The organism is Streptomyces sp. BYX5S, assembly GCF_054724165.1.
Genome location: NZ_CM138829.1, coordinates 727,607 through 743,480 on the forward strand (window position 1 = coordinate 727,607; position 15,874 = coordinate 743,480).

At 71.3% G+C, this 15,874-nt stretch carries 12 protein-coding genes; 4 read left to right on the forward strand and 8 right to left on the reverse strand.

Features of this window, described 5'->3' with window-relative positions:
• Nucleotides 1-31: 31 nt before the first annotated feature.
• Nucleotides 32-1,504, reverse strand: a complete 1,473-nt coding sequence (locus tag ACYBSK_RS03330) for an LCP family protein (RefSeq protein WP_460245116.1) — start codon at nt 1,502-1,504, stop codon at nt 32-34.
• A 123-nt stretch (nt 1,505-1,627) separates the two neighbouring features.
• On the opposite strand from ACYBSK_RS03330, the gene ACYBSK_RS03335 reads away from it, so the two are divergent.
• Complete coding sequence (locus ACYBSK_RS03335) at nt 1,628-2,683, forward strand: glycosyltransferase family 2 protein (RefSeq protein WP_457475313.1); 1,056 nt, start codon at nt 1,628-1,630, stop codon at nt 2,681-2,683.
• Nucleotides 2,684-2,762: 79 nt separating this feature from the next.
• On the opposite strand, the gene ACYBSK_RS03340 is transcribed toward ACYBSK_RS03335, so the two are convergent.
• The 4 genes from ACYBSK_RS03340 to ACYBSK_RS03355 form a co-directional block, all read right to left on the reverse strand.
• On the reverse strand, nt 2,763-4,439 hold the full coding sequence (locus ACYBSK_RS03340) for an LCP family protein (RefSeq protein ID WP_457475314.1): 1,677 nt from the start codon (nt 4,437-4,439) through the stop codon (nt 2,763-2,765).
• 84 nt (nt 4,440-4,523) lie between these two features.
• Entirely contained in the window at nt 4,524-6,239 is a 1,716-nt protein-coding gene (locus ACYBSK_RS03345) for an LCP family protein (protein ID WP_460245117.1), read from the reverse strand.
• A 275-nt stretch (nt 6,240-6,514) separates the two neighbouring features.
• A complete protein-coding gene (locus ACYBSK_RS03350) occupies nt 6,515-7,777 on the reverse strand; it encodes an LCP family protein (protein ID WP_460245118.1) in 1,263 nt (420 codons plus the stop codon).
• A gap of 248 nt (nt 7,778-8,025) precedes the next feature.
• Entirely contained in the window at nt 8,026-8,778 is a 753-nt protein-coding gene (locus ACYBSK_RS03355; RefSeq protein ID WP_460245119.1) for a TIGR03089 family protein, read from the reverse strand.
• Nucleotides 8,779-9,019: 241 nt separating this feature from the next.
• Here ACYBSK_RS03355 and ACYBSK_RS03360 point away from each other — a divergent pair, with 241 nt between their 5' ends.
• The 3 genes from ACYBSK_RS03360 to ACYBSK_RS03370 all read left to right on the forward strand — a co-directional run bounded on the left by ACYBSK_RS03360 (nt 9,020) and on the right by ACYBSK_RS03370 (nt 12,701).
• A complete protein-coding gene (locus ACYBSK_RS03360; RefSeq protein WP_457475318.1) occupies nt 9,020-10,345 on the forward strand; it encodes a peptidoglycan recognition protein family protein in 1,326 nt (441 codons plus the stop codon).
• Nucleotides 10,346-10,436: 91 nt separating this feature from the next.
• Nucleotides 10,437-11,519: a mannose-1-phosphate guanylyltransferase gene (manB, locus tag ACYBSK_RS03365; protein ID WP_460245120.1), complete on the forward strand. Its 1,083-nt coding sequence runs from the start codon at nt 10,437-10,439 to the stop codon at nt 11,517-11,519.
• A gap of 144 nt (nt 11,520-11,663) precedes the next feature.
• Entirely contained in the window at nt 11,664-12,701 is a 1,038-nt protein-coding gene (locus ACYBSK_RS03370) for a DNA-3-methyladenine glycosylase family protein (protein WP_460245121.1), read from the forward strand.
• A gap of 34 nt (nt 12,702-12,735) precedes the next feature.
• Here the strand turns inward: ACYBSK_RS03370 and ACYBSK_RS03375 are convergent, their stop codons facing one another.
• The 3 genes from ACYBSK_RS03375 to ACYBSK_RS03385 are packed head-to-tail and all read right to left on the reverse strand — an operon-like array spanning nt 12,736 to nt 15,564.
• Nucleotides 12,736-14,061 (reverse strand): coenzyme F420-0:L-glutamate ligase, encoded by a 1,326-nt coding sequence (locus ACYBSK_RS03375; protein WP_460245122.1) that lies wholly within the window; start codon nt 14,059-14,061, stop codon nt 12,736-12,738.
• Nucleotides 14,058-15,026, reverse strand: coding sequence for a 2-phospho-L-lactate transferase (gene cofD / locus ACYBSK_RS03380; protein WP_460245123.1), 969 nt, complete (start codon nt 15,024-15,026; stop codon nt 14,058-14,060). Before cofD ends, ACYBSK_RS03375 begins: the two co-directional genes overlap by 4 nt.
• 43 nt (nt 15,027-15,069) lie before the next feature.
• The gene (locus ACYBSK_RS03385; protein ID WP_460245124.1) at nt 15,070-15,564 is read right to left on the reverse strand and encodes a cysteine dioxygenase; all 495 of its coding nucleotides are present in this window, start codon (nt 15,562-15,564) and stop codon (nt 15,070-15,072) included.
• Nucleotides 15,565-15,874: the final 310 nt, after the last annotated feature.

The window sequence follows — 15,874 nt, forward strand, 5'->3', positions numbered from 1 at the left end:
CAGAGCCCCGCGACCGCACCCCCGGGTGACGTCAAGGACAGACGACCTGGTCCCCGGTCACCGCCCCGTCCGCCCCCGCATCCGCATCCTGCGCCCGCACCTCCCGCACCCCCCGGTAATCCGCCCCGGCCACCACCTTCAACGTCGACCCCAACCCCTCCACCGGCGTCATCTCCGCCCCCGGCAACGCCGCCGCCAACGACTTGGCCGACCGGTCCCACCCCGGGTCGTACATCACGACCGTCCGCTCCAGCGTCCGGTCGTCCGCGTTCACCGGCGCCCCGGACGTCCGGAACCCCGTCCCCTCCAACGCCGCGTCGACCTTCTTGCCCAGGCCGTCCTTCGCCGTCCCGTTCTCCACCTGCACCCGGATGTCGCCCGGCGCCACGTCCACCACCGCCGCCTTCTTCGCCTTCGGCCGGTGCGAGGCCAGCGGCTTGTCCTCGCGCAACGCCGTGAACAGCGCCGCCGACTTCGCGTCGTCCCACTTCACGGTGGACCCGATGTTCGGCACGGGGTAGCTGAGGTTCCCGATCGGCACGGTCGTGAACTCCGAGGACGACGGCGAGAAGTGCCGCATGGCCCGCGCCAGGTCCACCATCTCGTCCGTCCCGAACCCCTTGTCGGCGCGGACCGAGCTGAGCATCGTCGAGGCGACGTCCCGGAACCGTACGGGGTTCAGCAGCACGCCCGACGACGTCGCCTTCGAGATCAGCGCCGCCATGAACCGCTGCTGGCGCTGCATCCGCCCGAGGTCCCCCGCGCTGTCGAGATGCCGGGCCCGTACGTACTGGAGCGCCTCGCCACCGCTCAGCCGGTGCGTGCCGACGCCCAGGTCGAGCCCGGTGTAGGAGTCCTTCAGCGGCGTCGCCGTGCAGATGTCGACGCCGCCGAGCTCGTCGACCGTCTTCATGAAGCTGGTGAAGTCGACCTCCAGGTAGTGGTCGAGCTTCACCTTCGTCATGTGCTCGACCGTGCGCAGCGTCAGCTGCGGCCCGCCCTCCGCGTACGCCGCGTTCAGCTTCACGGGGTGCTGGTGGTGCTTCTCCCCGCTGTTCTGGTCGGTGTGCGCGGGGATCTCCGCGTAGCTGTCACGGGGCAGGGAGACGACGGAGGCGCGCTCGCGGTCGGCCGAGATGTGCACGATCATCACGGTGTCCGTGCAGTGGCAGGGGGCGCCGCCGAGCCTGTACTTCTGCCGTTCCTCCTCACTGATCTTGTCGCGGCCGTCGGTGCCGACGAGCAGCACGTTCATGCCGTCCCCCGGGGCGGGACGATTCTTCATGTCCTTGAAGGGGTCGATCCGGTGCAGCCCGGTGTCGATGCCGGTGACGAGCGCGTGCCCGACACCGGCCGCGGCGAGCACGGAGACCGAGAGCGCCGTCGCCATTCGCATGGCCCACCGTGACTTCTTGCGGGCCGGTGGGCGGCCGGTCCTGCCGGGCCGCCCCGGGGGGTGCGCAGGGCGTTGCGGGCGGCCGGGGGAGCGGGGCGGCGTGGGCACGTGGGACACCTCCGCGACGGTGGGCGTGGGACGCGAGCACAGTAGGCCCATACGATCTGCTGCCCACGGCAGCGACTCAGCGGCGCGCGCCCGTGTCCCCCATTAGCGGTAACGTGACCCGCGATGAACGCAACCGCCAACTCTGTCACGCAGCCCCCGGCCGTCTCCGTGATCATGCCCATCCTCAACGAGGAGCGGCACCTGAAGGAGGCCGTCGAGGCGATCCTCGCGCAGGAGTACGACGGCGAGATGGAGGTCGTGCTCGCCCTCGGCCCCTCGACCGACCGTACGGACGAGGTCGCCGCGCGGCTCGTCGCCGAGACCGCCTCCTCGGACAAACGCGTGTCCACGGTCCCGAACCCGACGGGCCGCACCCCCGCCGCCCTGAACGCCGCGATCAAGGCCTCCCGCCACCCGATCGTCGTCCGCGTCGACGGCCACGCGGCGCTCTCGCCGGGCTACATCGCCAACGCGGTCCGCCTCCTGGAGGAGACCGGGGCGATGAACGTCGGCGGCATCATGCACGCCCAGGGCACCAACGCCTGGGAGCAGGCCGTCGCCGCCGCGATGACCTCGAAGATCGGCGTGGGCAACGCGGTGTTCCACACCGGCGGCGCGGCGCAGCAGGCCGAGACGGTCTACCTGGGCGTCTTCCGGCGCGAGATGCTGGAGAAGCTCGGCGGGTACAACGAGGAGTTCATCCGCGCCCAGGACTGGGAGCTGAACTTCCGGATCCGCGAGTCGGGCGGCCTCATCTGGTTCTCGCCGGAGCTGAAGGTCGCCTACCGGCCCCGGCCGAGCGTGAAGGAGCTCGCCAAGCAGTACCGGAACTACGGGCGCTGGCGGCACGTCGTGGCCCGCTTCCACTCCGGCTCGATCAACCTGCGCTACCTCGCCCCGCCGACGGCCCTCTGCGCCATCGCGGCGGGCGCCGTCGTCGGCGTCGCCCTCACGCCGTGGGGCTTCGTGATCCCCGGCGGCTACCTCGCGGCGATCGTCGCGGGCTCGATCCCGGCGGGCAAGGGGCTGCCGCTGAAGGCGCGCGCCCAGATCCCCGTCGCGCTCGCCACGATGCACATGACGTGGGGCTGGGGCTTCCTCACCAGCCCCAAGTCGCTCGCCAAGAAGGTCATCGCGTCGCGCCGCCCGGCGGTCAGCCAGGAGCCCGCGACCAACTGATCGTCACCACACGGCGAGGGCGCGGGAGTTCACCTCCCGCGCCCTCGCCGTGTCTGCGGCACTCCCAGGTCTACCCGCGTTACCAGGTGTACCCGCGCTCCACCTGCATGCACGTGGAGTCGTCCGCGCCGTTCTGCGTCTGCTCCTTGTCCAGCGCCTTGCCCGCGTCCTCGTCGGCCGAGGCCTTCGGGAAGGCGGCGCCGGTCTTCCAGTCGGCGCCCACGACGAGCGTCACGCCGGACACGTCCGTCGACTCTTGCACCGAACTCAGCGGGATCCCGAGGGACTTGGCGACCGCCTGCGCGTCGCCCTCCAGGTCGGCCGACGGATAGCGGAGCACCGTACGGTCCTCCACGAGGGACTGCGCCTGGTCGGCGACGGCCTGCTCGAAGCCCTTCGCGGTGAGGGCCTGCGCGACCTGCGCGGCCCGCCCCGGCACCGCCGCCTCGGTCGCCGTGCGCGTGCCGTTGCGCACCTGCACCGCGATCTTGTCGTCGGCCGCGGCGGGATCGTCGGACTCCTCGTCCTTCGCCTTGTCCTTCTTCTTGTCCTTGCCGTCGAGCGCGACGTCGTCCCGGAGCAGGCGCCACAGCGCGTCGGCGTCCTCCGGCTTCGGCACCACGCGCGCGCCCTCGTACACGAACGGCATCGTCGTCATCGTGATGCGGTCCGGCTCGGGTTCCTTCAGCTCGTTGCTCAGGTCGTACAGCTTCTTGACGGTGTCGAGGCCCTCGTCGACGCTCAGCGCGTTCGTCGCCTCCTCGGCGAGCGAGCGGAGCTTTCCGGGGTGGCTCAGCGTCGCGTTCTTGCGCAGCTCGCGCACCATCGCGCTCATGTACATGTGCTGCGCCTTGGCGCGGGCGATGTCGCTGCCGTCCTCGAAGCCGTGCCGGGTGCGCAGCCACTGGAGGGCCTGCTCGCCCTTGACGTACGTGGTGCCCTTCTTCAGCTTCAGGCCGGAGCCCTCCCCGGAGCTGTTCCGGGAGTAGACGTTCGCGTTGACGCAGACCGGTACGCCGCCGATGGCGTCCGCCATCGACACCACGCCCGAGAAGTCGACCATCATGTAGTGGTCGATGTGGATGCCGGTCAGCTGCTCCCAGGTCGCGACCGTGCAGCCGGCGCCGCCGCGGGCGAGCGAGGAGTTGACCATCTGCCGCGTGAGCGTGGCCTGGTAGACCTTGCCGGACTCCGGGTCGGTGCACTTGGGCAGCTTGGTGAGGGTGTCGCGCGGCATGCTCACCACGGACATGTTGCTGCGGTCGGCCGACAGGTGCAGCAGCATCTGTACGTCGGCCAGCGGGGCGGAGCCGACGCTCTGCTTGTGCCCCCCGAGCTTCAGGTTCTCCTTGGTGTTCCGGCTGTCGGAGCCGATCAGCAGGATGTTCAGCGGGGTCTGGCCCGCCGCGTTGGGCGTCGGCTCGGGAGCCTTGTGCTCGCCCAGATTGAGCTTGCCGGTCTTGAGGTTGTCGTTCAGGTGCCGGTAGTAGAGATAGCCGGCGCCCGCCGTGCCGAGGATCAGGAGCGCGAGGATGCCCGCGCTCCAGCGCAGTATTCGGCGCCTGCGGCGGCGCGGCCGGACGGCGGCGCGCTGCCTGCCCCGGCTGGCCCGGCCGCGGCTGTCCGCGTCCTCGCCCGAGGCGCCGGCCGCGTCCTCGTACAGGCTGTCGTCCCAGCCCAGATCCGACGCCTGGTCCGGTGGTTCGCCCCGCCCCGCGGGCCGTGAGCGCTCCCCGCGCACAGTGCCTCGCCCCATGTCCTACCCCGCCCTCCCCGCCCTGTGACAGCCTCGGCCGCCCTCTGTCACTTGCTTAGACAGTCAACAGGCGGCCGAGGTTGGTCACTTGGCGCACACAGCCTTGTCCGCCGTTGTCTTGTCGACGTCCGGCGCCTTCGCCGATGCACCGTCGACGGGTGTCCCCGCACCCTTGAAGTCGCCGCCGAGGACGAGCGTCATCGCCGGCAACCCTTGATCGTTGGTCTCGCTCTTGCCTTCCTTCAGCGCGGACGCCGGAAGGCCCATGATGTCCGCGAGCCGCCGGGCCTGATCGGCCTGGTCCGGCGCGTACTCGAGGCTCGTCTTCGCCTGATGCGGCTTGTTGCCCATCTGGCTCGACTTCAGCACGCCCTCATTGTTCTGCAGTTCCGTGAGAGTTTCCTGAGCGGCGCCCGTGGTGCCACTGCCGTTGTAGATGTTGACGCGGACCTCGGAGGCGTCGGCCTTGGGGCCCTTGAGCTTCGCCGCCTGCGCCTTCTGCTTCTTCTTCTTGGTCTCCGTGAGGGAGACGTCGCTGATGATCGCGTTGAACACCGGCTTCGCGACGGGCTCGTTGACGACGACGGTCACGGGCGTCGGCTCCGCCGGATTGTCGACCACGGGAACCGTGGTGAACGACAGGTTCTTCGGCGGCACCTTCTTCATCTCAAGAGCAAGGTCCTTGAGGTTGCTCAGGCTGCCGAGGCCCTTGTCGACGGTGAGCGCCTTCGTCGCGGCCTCGGCGAGGCTCGTCAGCTTGCCCGGGTTGGTGAGCGTGTTGCTCGAACTCATCTTGCGCGCCAGCGAACCGAGGAACTGCTGCTGCACCTTGATGCGGTCCAGGTCGCCCTGGTTGCCGAAGCTGTGCCGGGTGCGCAGGAAGGCGAGGGCCTGCTCGCCCTCCAGGTTGTGCTTGCCCGCGGTCAACTTCAGGTGCGAGTCCGGGTCGTCGACGTCCTTGGCGACACAGACCTCGACACCGCCGACCGCGCTGGACAGCGTCTTCACCGCGTTGAAGTCCGCCATCATGAAGTGGTCGACGGTGATGCCGGTGACCGCCTTGACGGTCTTCATGACGCAGCCCGCGTCCCGGTCGGACTGGCCGAGGCTGGTGTTGAAGCGGACGTTCGGCGTGCCCTTGATGGTCTTGAGCGTGCCGTCCTTCTGCTTCACCTGGCAGTCCGGCACGTCGACGACGAGGTCGCGCGGGATGCTCAACGCGGTCGCGTTCGTACGGTCCTTGGAGACGTGCAGCAGCACGTTGGTGTCGGCGTGGCCGACGCTGCCCTTGTCGCCGTAGCCCTCGTTGCCCTTGCCGGTGCGCTTGTCGGTGCCCATGACGAGGATGTTGATCGCCTCGTCCTTGGCGAAGCCGTCCTTCGCGCCGACGACGTCCTGCGTCGTGATGTTGCCGTTCAGGTGCTCCCAGTACCAGTAACCGGCACCGGCGCCCACCACGACGACCATGGCCATGCCGCCGGCCGTCCACAGCAGGATCTTCTTGGCCTTCGACTTCTTCTTCGGCCGCGAACGCCGCCTGCCGGGGCCCTGGTCCTGCGCCTTCTGCGGCTCGCGCCGCCTGCGCTGCGGAGGCACGTCGCGCCGGCTGCCCGAGTCGCCCCGGCCACCGGGATCGCCGCGGCGGCCGCTGCCGCCGGGGGCGGAGCGACGGGGGCCCGGCACCGCCGACTGCCCTCCGGAAGGAGTCAGTCGCAGTTCGTAGTCACCGGTGTGCGGGTTGAGCACCCACTGATCTGCGGGGTCGATGTTCTCAGCCCGCCCACGGCCTTGCGCGTCCACGGTTGTCTGGTCCTCCGTCGGGGCCACGCGGCGCCCCACCCCCCTCAAAGCGGGCGCCCGGTCAAGTCGGTCAGTAGTGCGCGACCGGGCTCGCAAGCATGGCCGGGTGCACCGGATCGCTCACACTATCCGCCCAGTTCAGCGTCAAGCGAGGACGGTGACAAATTCCACTCCCCTACAACTGGGCAATACGGACCATTTCTTTGAACCTGTGAGCCGCCTGATGACTCGCGCTTTACCCAGGGGTGGTTGAGGCGCCGCCGAGGCGCCCCGTCTCAGCCGCAGACGGCCTGCGCCGCCGTGTTGCCGCGGAAGGTGGGGGCGGGCTGGGGAGAGGCGGCGGGAGAGTCGCCGGGGGAGCGGGGCTTGCTGTCGCCCGAATAGCCGCTCTCATCCGCATAGTTGTCGTACGATCCGGACTCGTCGTATCCGTACGATTCGCCGTCTGCGCCGTATTCGTCCTCGACGTCGGCGACCTTGACGGGCGTGTCCTTCCGCAGATGCGTGAACAGCCGGTCGGCGGCGGGCTGGACGAGCTGGTCGCGGTTGGCGTTGTACACGTACGACTCCCGCGGCACCGTCAGGAACTGGACCCGCTCGGCCGGGATGTTCCGCATGCCGCGCACCAGGTCGTACAGCCCGCGCAGGCTGGCGAGCCCCGGGTCGGTGGTCAGCGAGGAGGTCGCGGCGTCCAGCACGGGGTAGAGCCGGGCCGGGTTCAGCAGCACGCCGTTGCTCTGCACCTTCTCGACGAGCGCGCCGAGGAACCGCTGCTGACGGTCCATCCGGTCGGTGTCGCTGCCGTTGCCGAGGCTCTTGCGGGCGCGTACGTAGCCCAGGGCCTGCTCGCCGTCGAGGTGGTGGTTGCCCGCGGCCAGCTTCAGATGGGCGTCGTCGTCGTCGATCGGCCGGTCCAGGCACACGTCCACGCCGCCGACCGCGTTCACCATGTCCTTGAAGCCCTGGAAGTCCACCACCATGTGGTGGTCGACGCGGACCCCCGTCATCTTCTCGACCGTACGGATCGTGCAGGCCGAACCGCCCACCTCGAAGGCGTAGTTGAACATCGCGAACATCGCGTCGTGCCGCGACCCGTCCCGCTCCCGGCAGGCCGGTACGTCGGTCATCAGGTCGCGCGGGAACGACACCGCCGTCGCGCTCTTCCGGTCCGCGGCGATGTGCAACAGGATCGTGGTGTCCGAGCGCTGCGTACCGTCGTTGCGGCCGTACTTCCCGTTCTTGCCGGCCCGCGAGTCGGAACCGATCAGCAGCAGGTTCTGCGCGCCCTCCGCCAGCACGGTGGGCCGCTCCTTCTCGTAGCGGGCGAGCTCGTCGGCGGTGTCGTGGTCCTTCGTGATGTTCCCGTCGAGCCTGCTGTACGCCACCCACCCGGCCCCGCCCGCCGCGAGCACCAGCAGCGCCGCGCAGACCGCCGCGTACCGCAGCCACCTCCTGCGCCGCCGGATCCGCCCGGCACCGGTGGGCGTGGAGCCGTGGCCCGGTCCGGGTTCCGGGGGCAGGTCAGCGGAGTCGGTCACGTACAGGTCCCCCTCTGGAAACGTAGGCGTACCTACGACCATGGACCCGCCGGCGCCGCGGGGCCGGAGGAGCTGAGCCGAACGGGCTAGGGCCTGTCGTTTGGATCAGGCCGGGCTCGCGGGGGCTGGCACGCGCGCTCGCGGCGTTGTCGTCGGTTGCCGACGCTCCGCGTCGACGCCCTCCTCCGCCTTGCGATCGCACGCACCAGCCCCCGCTCCCTGATCCGGCCTGATCCAAACGACAGGCCCTAGCGGGCGGTGGCGGTGACCCGCTCGCTCTCCACGCGCTGGGCGAGGGCCTCGTCGCCGAGGCGGTCCAGGTTGCGGCAGAGCACGACGGAGCCGCCGGTGGCCAGCGGCGCGTACAGCCCCGCGGCGAGGCCCTGCCAGGTGTCGTAACCGAGGCCGGACAGCAGCCGCGAGCCGGGTCCGGTCAGGCCGAGCCCGGCGGCGTCGGCGGTGGCCTTCTCCACGACCTCCGCGCCGGTCCACTCGGCGCCCGCGACGACGAGCGCGGGCTCGTCCGCGTCGACGGGGGAGAAGGGGGCGAACCGGTCGCCCTGGGCCGGGACCTCGACGGCGTAGTCGAGGAAGCCCTCGGGCGGCTGCGGGAATCGTCCGCCGAGCGGCCGCAGCGCGAGGGCGACGCGCTCGCCGGAGCAGGCGCGGGCGGCGTCGAGCGTCTCGGGCCCGCTGACGACGAGATCGGCGGCGGCCGGGTCCCCGCCGACGTCGGCGAGGACACCGACCGACGAACAGGCCAGCAGCCACACGGCGGACTGCCAGTGGGCGGGCAGCAGGAGGGCGAGGCGGTCACCGGGTTCGGCGTTGAGGTCGCCCTGCAACAGGTTGGCGGTCTTGGCGACCCAGTTCGCGAACGTGGCCACGGACAGCTCCACGCGTTCGCCGGTCGCGTCGTCGTAGAACGTGACGAGCGGACGGCCCGGGTCGGCACCCAGAGCGGCCTGAAGACATCCAGCAGCAGTACGCACACCATTCACACCCCCACCCTACGCACGCCCCCACCCGTCCCCACACCACGGGGCTCCGCCCCGGCCCCCCTCCGGCGACGGGGCAGCGCAGCCCATTTCAAGCCCCTGCGGCGATTGAGCAGCGGGGTCCGGGGCGGAGCCCCGCGAGCGCACCACCGTCGCGGCGCACCAGGGACACCCGCCCACCCCCTGGCACCCGTATGACACACCCCGATGGCCGATTCCCCCCAACCCGCACACGATCATCCGCATGCGTGGATTCCTTGCTTCCTCGATCGGCGTCACCTGCGCGGCCGCCCTGACCCTCCCCCTCACCCTCCCCACGGCCTCGCACGCCGCGCCACCCACCCCGGCGCGCGAAGGGGTCCCCGGCACCACCCAGTCCCTCCCCCTCGACCCCCTCGCCCCCCGCGCCGGCCAGGCGACCCGCGCCGCGGGAGTCCCCGCGGAGCAGGGGCTCACCCGCCGCGAGGTCCGCCCGTTCTCCCTCGTCGGCGTCGTCTGGGACGACCCGGACACCGAACTCCACGGTCACGTGCAGGTGCGCACCCGCACCACGAACACCACGGACTGGTCCACCTGGCAGGACGTGGAGACCCACAACGACGCCCCCGACCTGGAGGCGGCGGAGCGCACCTCGGGCCGCCTGCACGGCGCGACCGCCCCCCTCTGGGTCGGCGACAGCGACGGCGTAGAGGTACGCGTGAAGCCCGACACCGCGGCCACCCCGTCCCACACCCACGAAACCCACGACAGCGCCGACACCTCCACCGCCCCCCGCGCCACCGAACCCGCCGCCCTCCCGAAGGGCCTCCGCCTCGAACTCGTCGACCCCGGCAAGGAACCCACCCCGGGCGCCCGCGCCGAGGCGGCCGGCGCCGCAGCGATCCCCGCTCTGACCAAGGAAGAGACCGAGAAGGAACTGCTGGCGGCCCGCGACGGCACGGCGGCCGCCGCCAAGTCCCGCCCGTTCATCGGCCCCCGCCCGCGCATCATCACGCGCAAGGGCTGGGGCGCCAACGAAAAGCTGCGGGAACGCAAATTCGGCTACACCAAGACCGTCAAGGCGGCCTTCGTCCACCACAGCGCTTCCGGCAACAACTACCGCTGCTCGCAAGCCCCTTCCGTCATCCGCAGTATCTACCGCTACCACGTCAAGAGCAGTGGCTGGCGTGACATCGGCTACAACTTCCTCGTGGACAAGTGCGGCAACATCTACGAAGGCCGGGCCGGCGGAGTCACCAAGCCGGTCATGGGCGCCCACACCCTCGGCTTCAACACCAACAGCACGGGCATCGCGGTCCTGGGCTCGTACAGCAACTCCAACCCGCCCTCCGCCGCCGTGAAGGCCATCGCCCGGCTCACGGCCTGGAAGCTGGGCCTGCACGGGGCGAATCCGCGCGGGTCGACATATCTGAAGTCGGGCGGTGGCAATCTCTACCGCAAGGGAAAGAATGTACGACTCAAGGTGATCTCCGGGCACAGGGACGGGTTCGCGACCGAATGTCCGGGACGCCGTCTCTACAACCAGCTCGGCAGCGCCCGCAACAGTTCGGCTCGTCTCCAGGGCCGCTGACGCCGGCCGGCCTGGTCGCCTCGCACGGTCTGCATACACTGGCCGGCCGAAAGACAGTTCGGCCGGCCCCAGCAGGAAGCAGAGACGACAGGTGACAGAAGCGATCCTCCTGGTCGGCGGCAAGGGCACCAGACTTCGGCCGCTCACGGTGAACACGCCGAAACCGATGGTCCCGGCGGCCGGTGTGCCGTTCCTCACGCACCAACTGGCGCGGGCGAAGGCGGCGGGCGTCGACCACATCGTGCTGGCCACCTCGTACCTGGCCGAGGTCTTCGAGCCCTACTTCGGCGACGGCTCCCGCCTCGGCCTGCACCTCGAATACGTCACCGAGGTCGAACCCCTCGGCACCGGCGGCGCCATCCGCAACGTCGCCTCGCACCTGCACTCGGGCCCCGACGAGCCGGTGCTGATCTTCAACGGGGACATCCTGACGGGGCTCGACATCGAGGCCCTGGTCGACGAGCACAACACGTCCGGCGCGGACGTCTCCCTGCACCTCTCCCGCGTCGAGGACCCGCGGGCGTTCGGTCTGGTGCCCACGGACGACACGGGCCGCGTGACCGCCTTCCTGGAGAAGCCCCAGACCCCGGAAGAGATCGTCACGGACCAGATCAACGCGGGCGCGTACGTCTTCCGCCGCTCGGTCATCGACACGATCCCGACGGGCCGCCCGGTCTCGGTCGAACGCGAGACGTTCCCGGACCTGCTCTCCTCCGGCGCCCACCTCCAGGGCATGGTCGACTCGACCTACTGGCTCGACCTCGGCACCCCGCAGGCCTTCGTCCGCGGCTCCGCCGACCTCGTCATGGGCCGCGCCCCGTCGCCCGCGGTCCCCGGCCGCCGCGGCGACCGCCTCGTCCTGCCGACGGCCAGGGTGGCCCCGGACGCGAAGCTCACCGAGGGCACGGTCGTGGGCGAGGGCGCGACGATCGGCGAGGGCGCCCGCATCTCCGGCTCCGCGATCCTGCCCGACGCCGTCGTCGAGCCCGGCGCGGTCATCACGGACTCCCTGGTGGGCGCGGGTGCCCGGGTGGGCGCCCGCACGATCCTCACGGGGGCGGTCGTCGGCGACGCCGCGCACGTCGGCGCCGACAACGAACTCCAGACCGGCGCCCGCATCTGGTGCGACACCACCCTCCCCCCAGCCACCATCCGCTTCTCCTCCGACCAGTAACCGCTGCCGGGCCCCTCCCGCCCCTCAGTTCCCGCTTTTAAGCCCCTCCGGCGATTGAGGAGCGGGGGCCCGGGGGCGGAGCCCCCGGTTTGGGGAGAAAACCCCCTACCCTCGAAGCACCACCCGCCCCACCCGAAGGACCCCGTGGCCGGCCGCCGACACACCCCCCGCCCCACCCCCACCCGCACCCCCCTGCGCGGCGGCAACCCTCACGTACCCCACCAACCGCCCCACCCCACCGCACCCACTCCCACCCCCACCACACACCACACCGCAGCGACCCACACCCCCCAAACCCCCCTCCACCTGGGCCTCACCCTCGCCCCCCTCCGCCGCGGCCCCGCCGACCCCACCTTCCGCGCCACCCCCGACGGCTCCCTCTGGCGCGCCAGCCGCACCCCGGAGGGCCCCGCCACCCTCCGCGTGAGGGAACAGCCCGACGGGGCGGTCGAAGCCCGCGCCTGGGGCCCGGGAGCCGACTGGTTCCTGGCCCAACTCCCCGCGCTGCTGGGGGAGTTGGACGACGCCAGCGCCTTCGAGCCCCGCCACCGCCTGCTCGCCCGGACGGCCCACCGCCGCCCCGGCCTCCGCCTCACCCGCACCGGCCTGATCCTCGAATCCCTGATCCCGTCGATCCTGGAACAGAAGATCACGACGGACGAGGCCTACCGCGCCTGGCGCCTGCTCCTGAACAAGTACGGCGAACCCGCCCCGGGCCCGGCGGGCGTGGAACTGCGGATGCGCGTGATGCCGGACCCGCGCACGTGGACGCTGATCCCCTCCTGGGAGTGGCACAAGGCGGGCGTCGACAACAAGCGCGCGTCGACGATCCTCCGTGCCGCCAAGGTCGCCCGCCGCCTCGAAGAGGCCGCGCACATGGAACCGGCAACCGCCCGCACCCGCCTCGAACTGGTCCCCGGCATCGGCCCCTGGACCTCCGCGGAGACGGTCCAGCGCACGCACGGCGCCCCCGACGAGGTGACGACGGGCGACCTGCACCTGCCGGGCATCGTCGGCTACGCCCTCGCGGCCAACCGGGACGCGACGGACGAGGACATGCTGGACCTGCTGACCCCGTACGCGGGCCAGCGCCACCGCGCGGCCCGCCTGATCATGCTCAGCGGCGTCTCACCGCCGCGCAGGCAACCGAAGATGCGCAGGGTGAACATCGCGGAGTGGTGAGCCGCCGAGGGCTCTCGGAAGGCCCCGCCGCGCGCTACCGCACCTCGACGAAGTCGGCGACGACCCGCTCCGGCCGCACCCCCGGCTCCCCGGCCGCATGCCCCACCGCGACGGCCCCCATGGGGTCCCACGTCTCCGGCAGGTCGAGCACGTCCCGTACGACGTCCCGGCAGAACATGGTCGACGACACCCACGCCGACCCGAGCCGCTCCCCGGCGAGCGCGACCAGGAAGTTCTGTACCCCGGCGCCGGTGGCGACCACGAACATCTCCCGCTCGGCGGCGTCCCGCCGCTCGTCCCCGTACGTGTGCGACCCGTCCATCACGAGACAGGGCACCACCAGGTACGGCGCGTTGCGGAGCACGTCCCCGCGCCGCACCCGCTTCGCGATCGACTCCTCGCTCTTGCCGTCCCGCCGCAGGTCCTCGATCCACGCGTCCCGCATCGCGTCGAGCAACCGGGTCCGCGACTCCTCCGACTCCAGCAGCACGAACCGCCAGGGGGTCGTGTGATGCGGCGCCGGCGCGGTCACGGCCGCCGCGACGGCCCTCCGCACGGCTCCCGGATCGACCGGCTCGTCGGTGAACGCCCGCACGGTCCGCCGCTGCGTCACGGCCTCCCGCACCGCCTCCGACGTACCGAGCCGGAACATGTCGTCGCGCGCGACGCGCACCAACTCCCGGGCGGAACCGCCCTGTTCACTCCCGACGAGGCCCGCGCCGAGCCCGCGCACGACGGCGACCGGAAGCCCGCCCGCCTTGCCCTTCACGAGGTCACCCGCGGCCGCCAGCTCGTCGGCGGTGGCCACCACGGTGGCGCTGAGCGGATTGCCGTACGCGTCCGTGCCGCCCCGCAGGTCGTCGAGCACGCGCACGCCGGCGGCCCCGATGGCGACATCGGTCAGCCCGTTGCGCCACGGCCGGCCGAAGGTGTCGGTGACGACGACGCCGACCTCGACGCCCAGTGCGTCGCGCAGGCCCGCACGGATCGCGGCGGCCGACGCGTCCGGGTCCTCGGGCAGCAGCAGCACGGTGCCCGCGGGGGTGTTGGAGGCGTCGACACCGGCGGCGGCCATCACCAGCCCCAGCTTGTTCTCCACGATCCGCAGCGTGCCGCGCCGCGCCACGACCCGGGCGGTCTCGGCGTCGATCGCCGCCTCCCGGTCGTCGGCGAGCATCACGCGGCCCTCGGCCTTGCTGACGATCTTCGAGGTGACCAGCAGGACGTCACCGTCGGCGAGGCCCGGCTCGGCGGCGGCGATCAGCTTGGCGATGTCGTCGCCCTCGCGGACCTCGGGGATCCCGGCGACGGCCCACGCGTGAAAGGACGGAGCGTTCCCCGCGTCCGAGGAGGTCGTCACGCGCCGCGCACCTCCTCCGCCAGCTTCAGCGCCTCGCGCGCCATCTCGGCGGCGGCGGTGCCCTCCACGGGGTCCGTCATCATCAGCGGCACGGCCCGGCACGTGATCCCGGCCGCCTCGACGCGCGGCACGGCCTTCTCGTCGACGGTGTCGACCAGCCACCCGTCGAGCAGCCCCGCCCCGTAGTGCTCGGCGACGGCCGCCGCGCTGGACTCCACGCCGACGGCCGCGAGGACCTTGTCGGCCATGCCGCGCACCGGCGCGTCACCGACGATCGGCGAGAGCCCCACGACCGGAGCGCCCGCCTCGGCGATGGCCTCGCGGATGCCCGGCACCGCCAGGATCGTCCCGACGCTCACCACGGGGTTCGACGGCGGGAAGAGGATCACGTCGGCCTCGGCGATGGCCTCCAGGACGCCCGGCGCGGGCTTCGCCTCCGCGGCCCCCACCGGCACGACGGCCTGCGCGTCCACGGAGGCGCGCAGCTTCACCCAGTACTCCTGGAAGTGCACGGCCTTGCGCTCGCCGTCGACGTCCACCGCCACGTGCGTCTCCACGCGGTCGTCGGACATGGGGATGAGCCGCACGCCCGGCTGCCACCGCTCGCACAGCGCCTCGGTGACCGCGCTGAGCGGGTAGCCGGCGCTCAGCATCTGCGTACGGACGATGTGGGTCGCGAAGTCCCGGTCGCCGAGCCCGAACCACGAGGGCCCGACCCCGTACGCCGCGAGCTCCTCCTTGACCGTGAACGCCTCGTCCGTACGTCCCCAGCCCTGCTCCTCGTTGATGCCGCCGCCCAGCGTGTACATCACCGTGTCGAGGTCCGGGCAGACCTTCAGGCCGAAGAGGTGGATGTCGTCCCCGGTGTTGCCGATGACCGTGATGTCCGCGTCCGGTGCCGCCTGCTGGAGACCACGAAGGAACCGGGCACCACCGATGCCGCCTGCCAGAACCACAATGCGCATGTGCCCAGCATCGCAGGCAGGTCCGACAGCGCGTCGGCCGGTCTCAGACAGTGGCGCCTTCGGTGACGGAGCAGGCGGCGCTGTGCATCGGCATGTCGGTCAGTCCGGGGAAGTAGACGTGCAGGCTGACCGCGGGCTCCAGGGAGTCGTTGACGACCTCGTGCACGTAGCCGGGCGCGAAGACCCGCTGCGCGCCCTCGCCCAGCGTGCGCACGCCGGACTCCGTACGCTCCGTCAGTTCGCCCCGCAGCAGCGTCAGTACGCCGGAGGACCGGCCGTGGTCGTGCAGCCCGCTGCCCTGGCCCGGCACCCACGACAGCAGCCACACCTCGTAGCCGGGGCCGGTGCGCAGGCGGTGGTACCAGCGGGTGGTGGCGTCGTACTCGACGAGGTGCTCCCACTGGGAGCGGTCGGCGGCGACGGAGCGCGCGAGACCGATGAATTCGGCCACCGTTTCCGGGTGTTCACGCATGGGTTGCAGGAGGTGCGGTACTTCGAGGATGTCGCCTGCGATCTGGAGGTCGCTGTTGCTGTTCATGGAGTGGTGGTGTTCCTCAAGGGAGTGCGGTGCTCAAGGCCGTACTGGGATGAGAAGAAGCGCGATCGGAGCCGACGGGCTCAACGAATCAACAGCTGGAACAGCAACAGCACGCGAAGGCAGCGCGAAGCGACCCGGGGCGGGTCGTCGAGGGTGCCGAATGAGCGAGCATGCCCATCAGGACACAGGTTCATGCCCCTGTTGTCAACCCAATGTCCGCTATGTGGGAAATAGTTCACCTCATCCGGTGTCTTTGTGAGGCGAAAGGTTTGTGCAGTGGCGGTAGGGGACATGTGGCGCAGCAACCCGG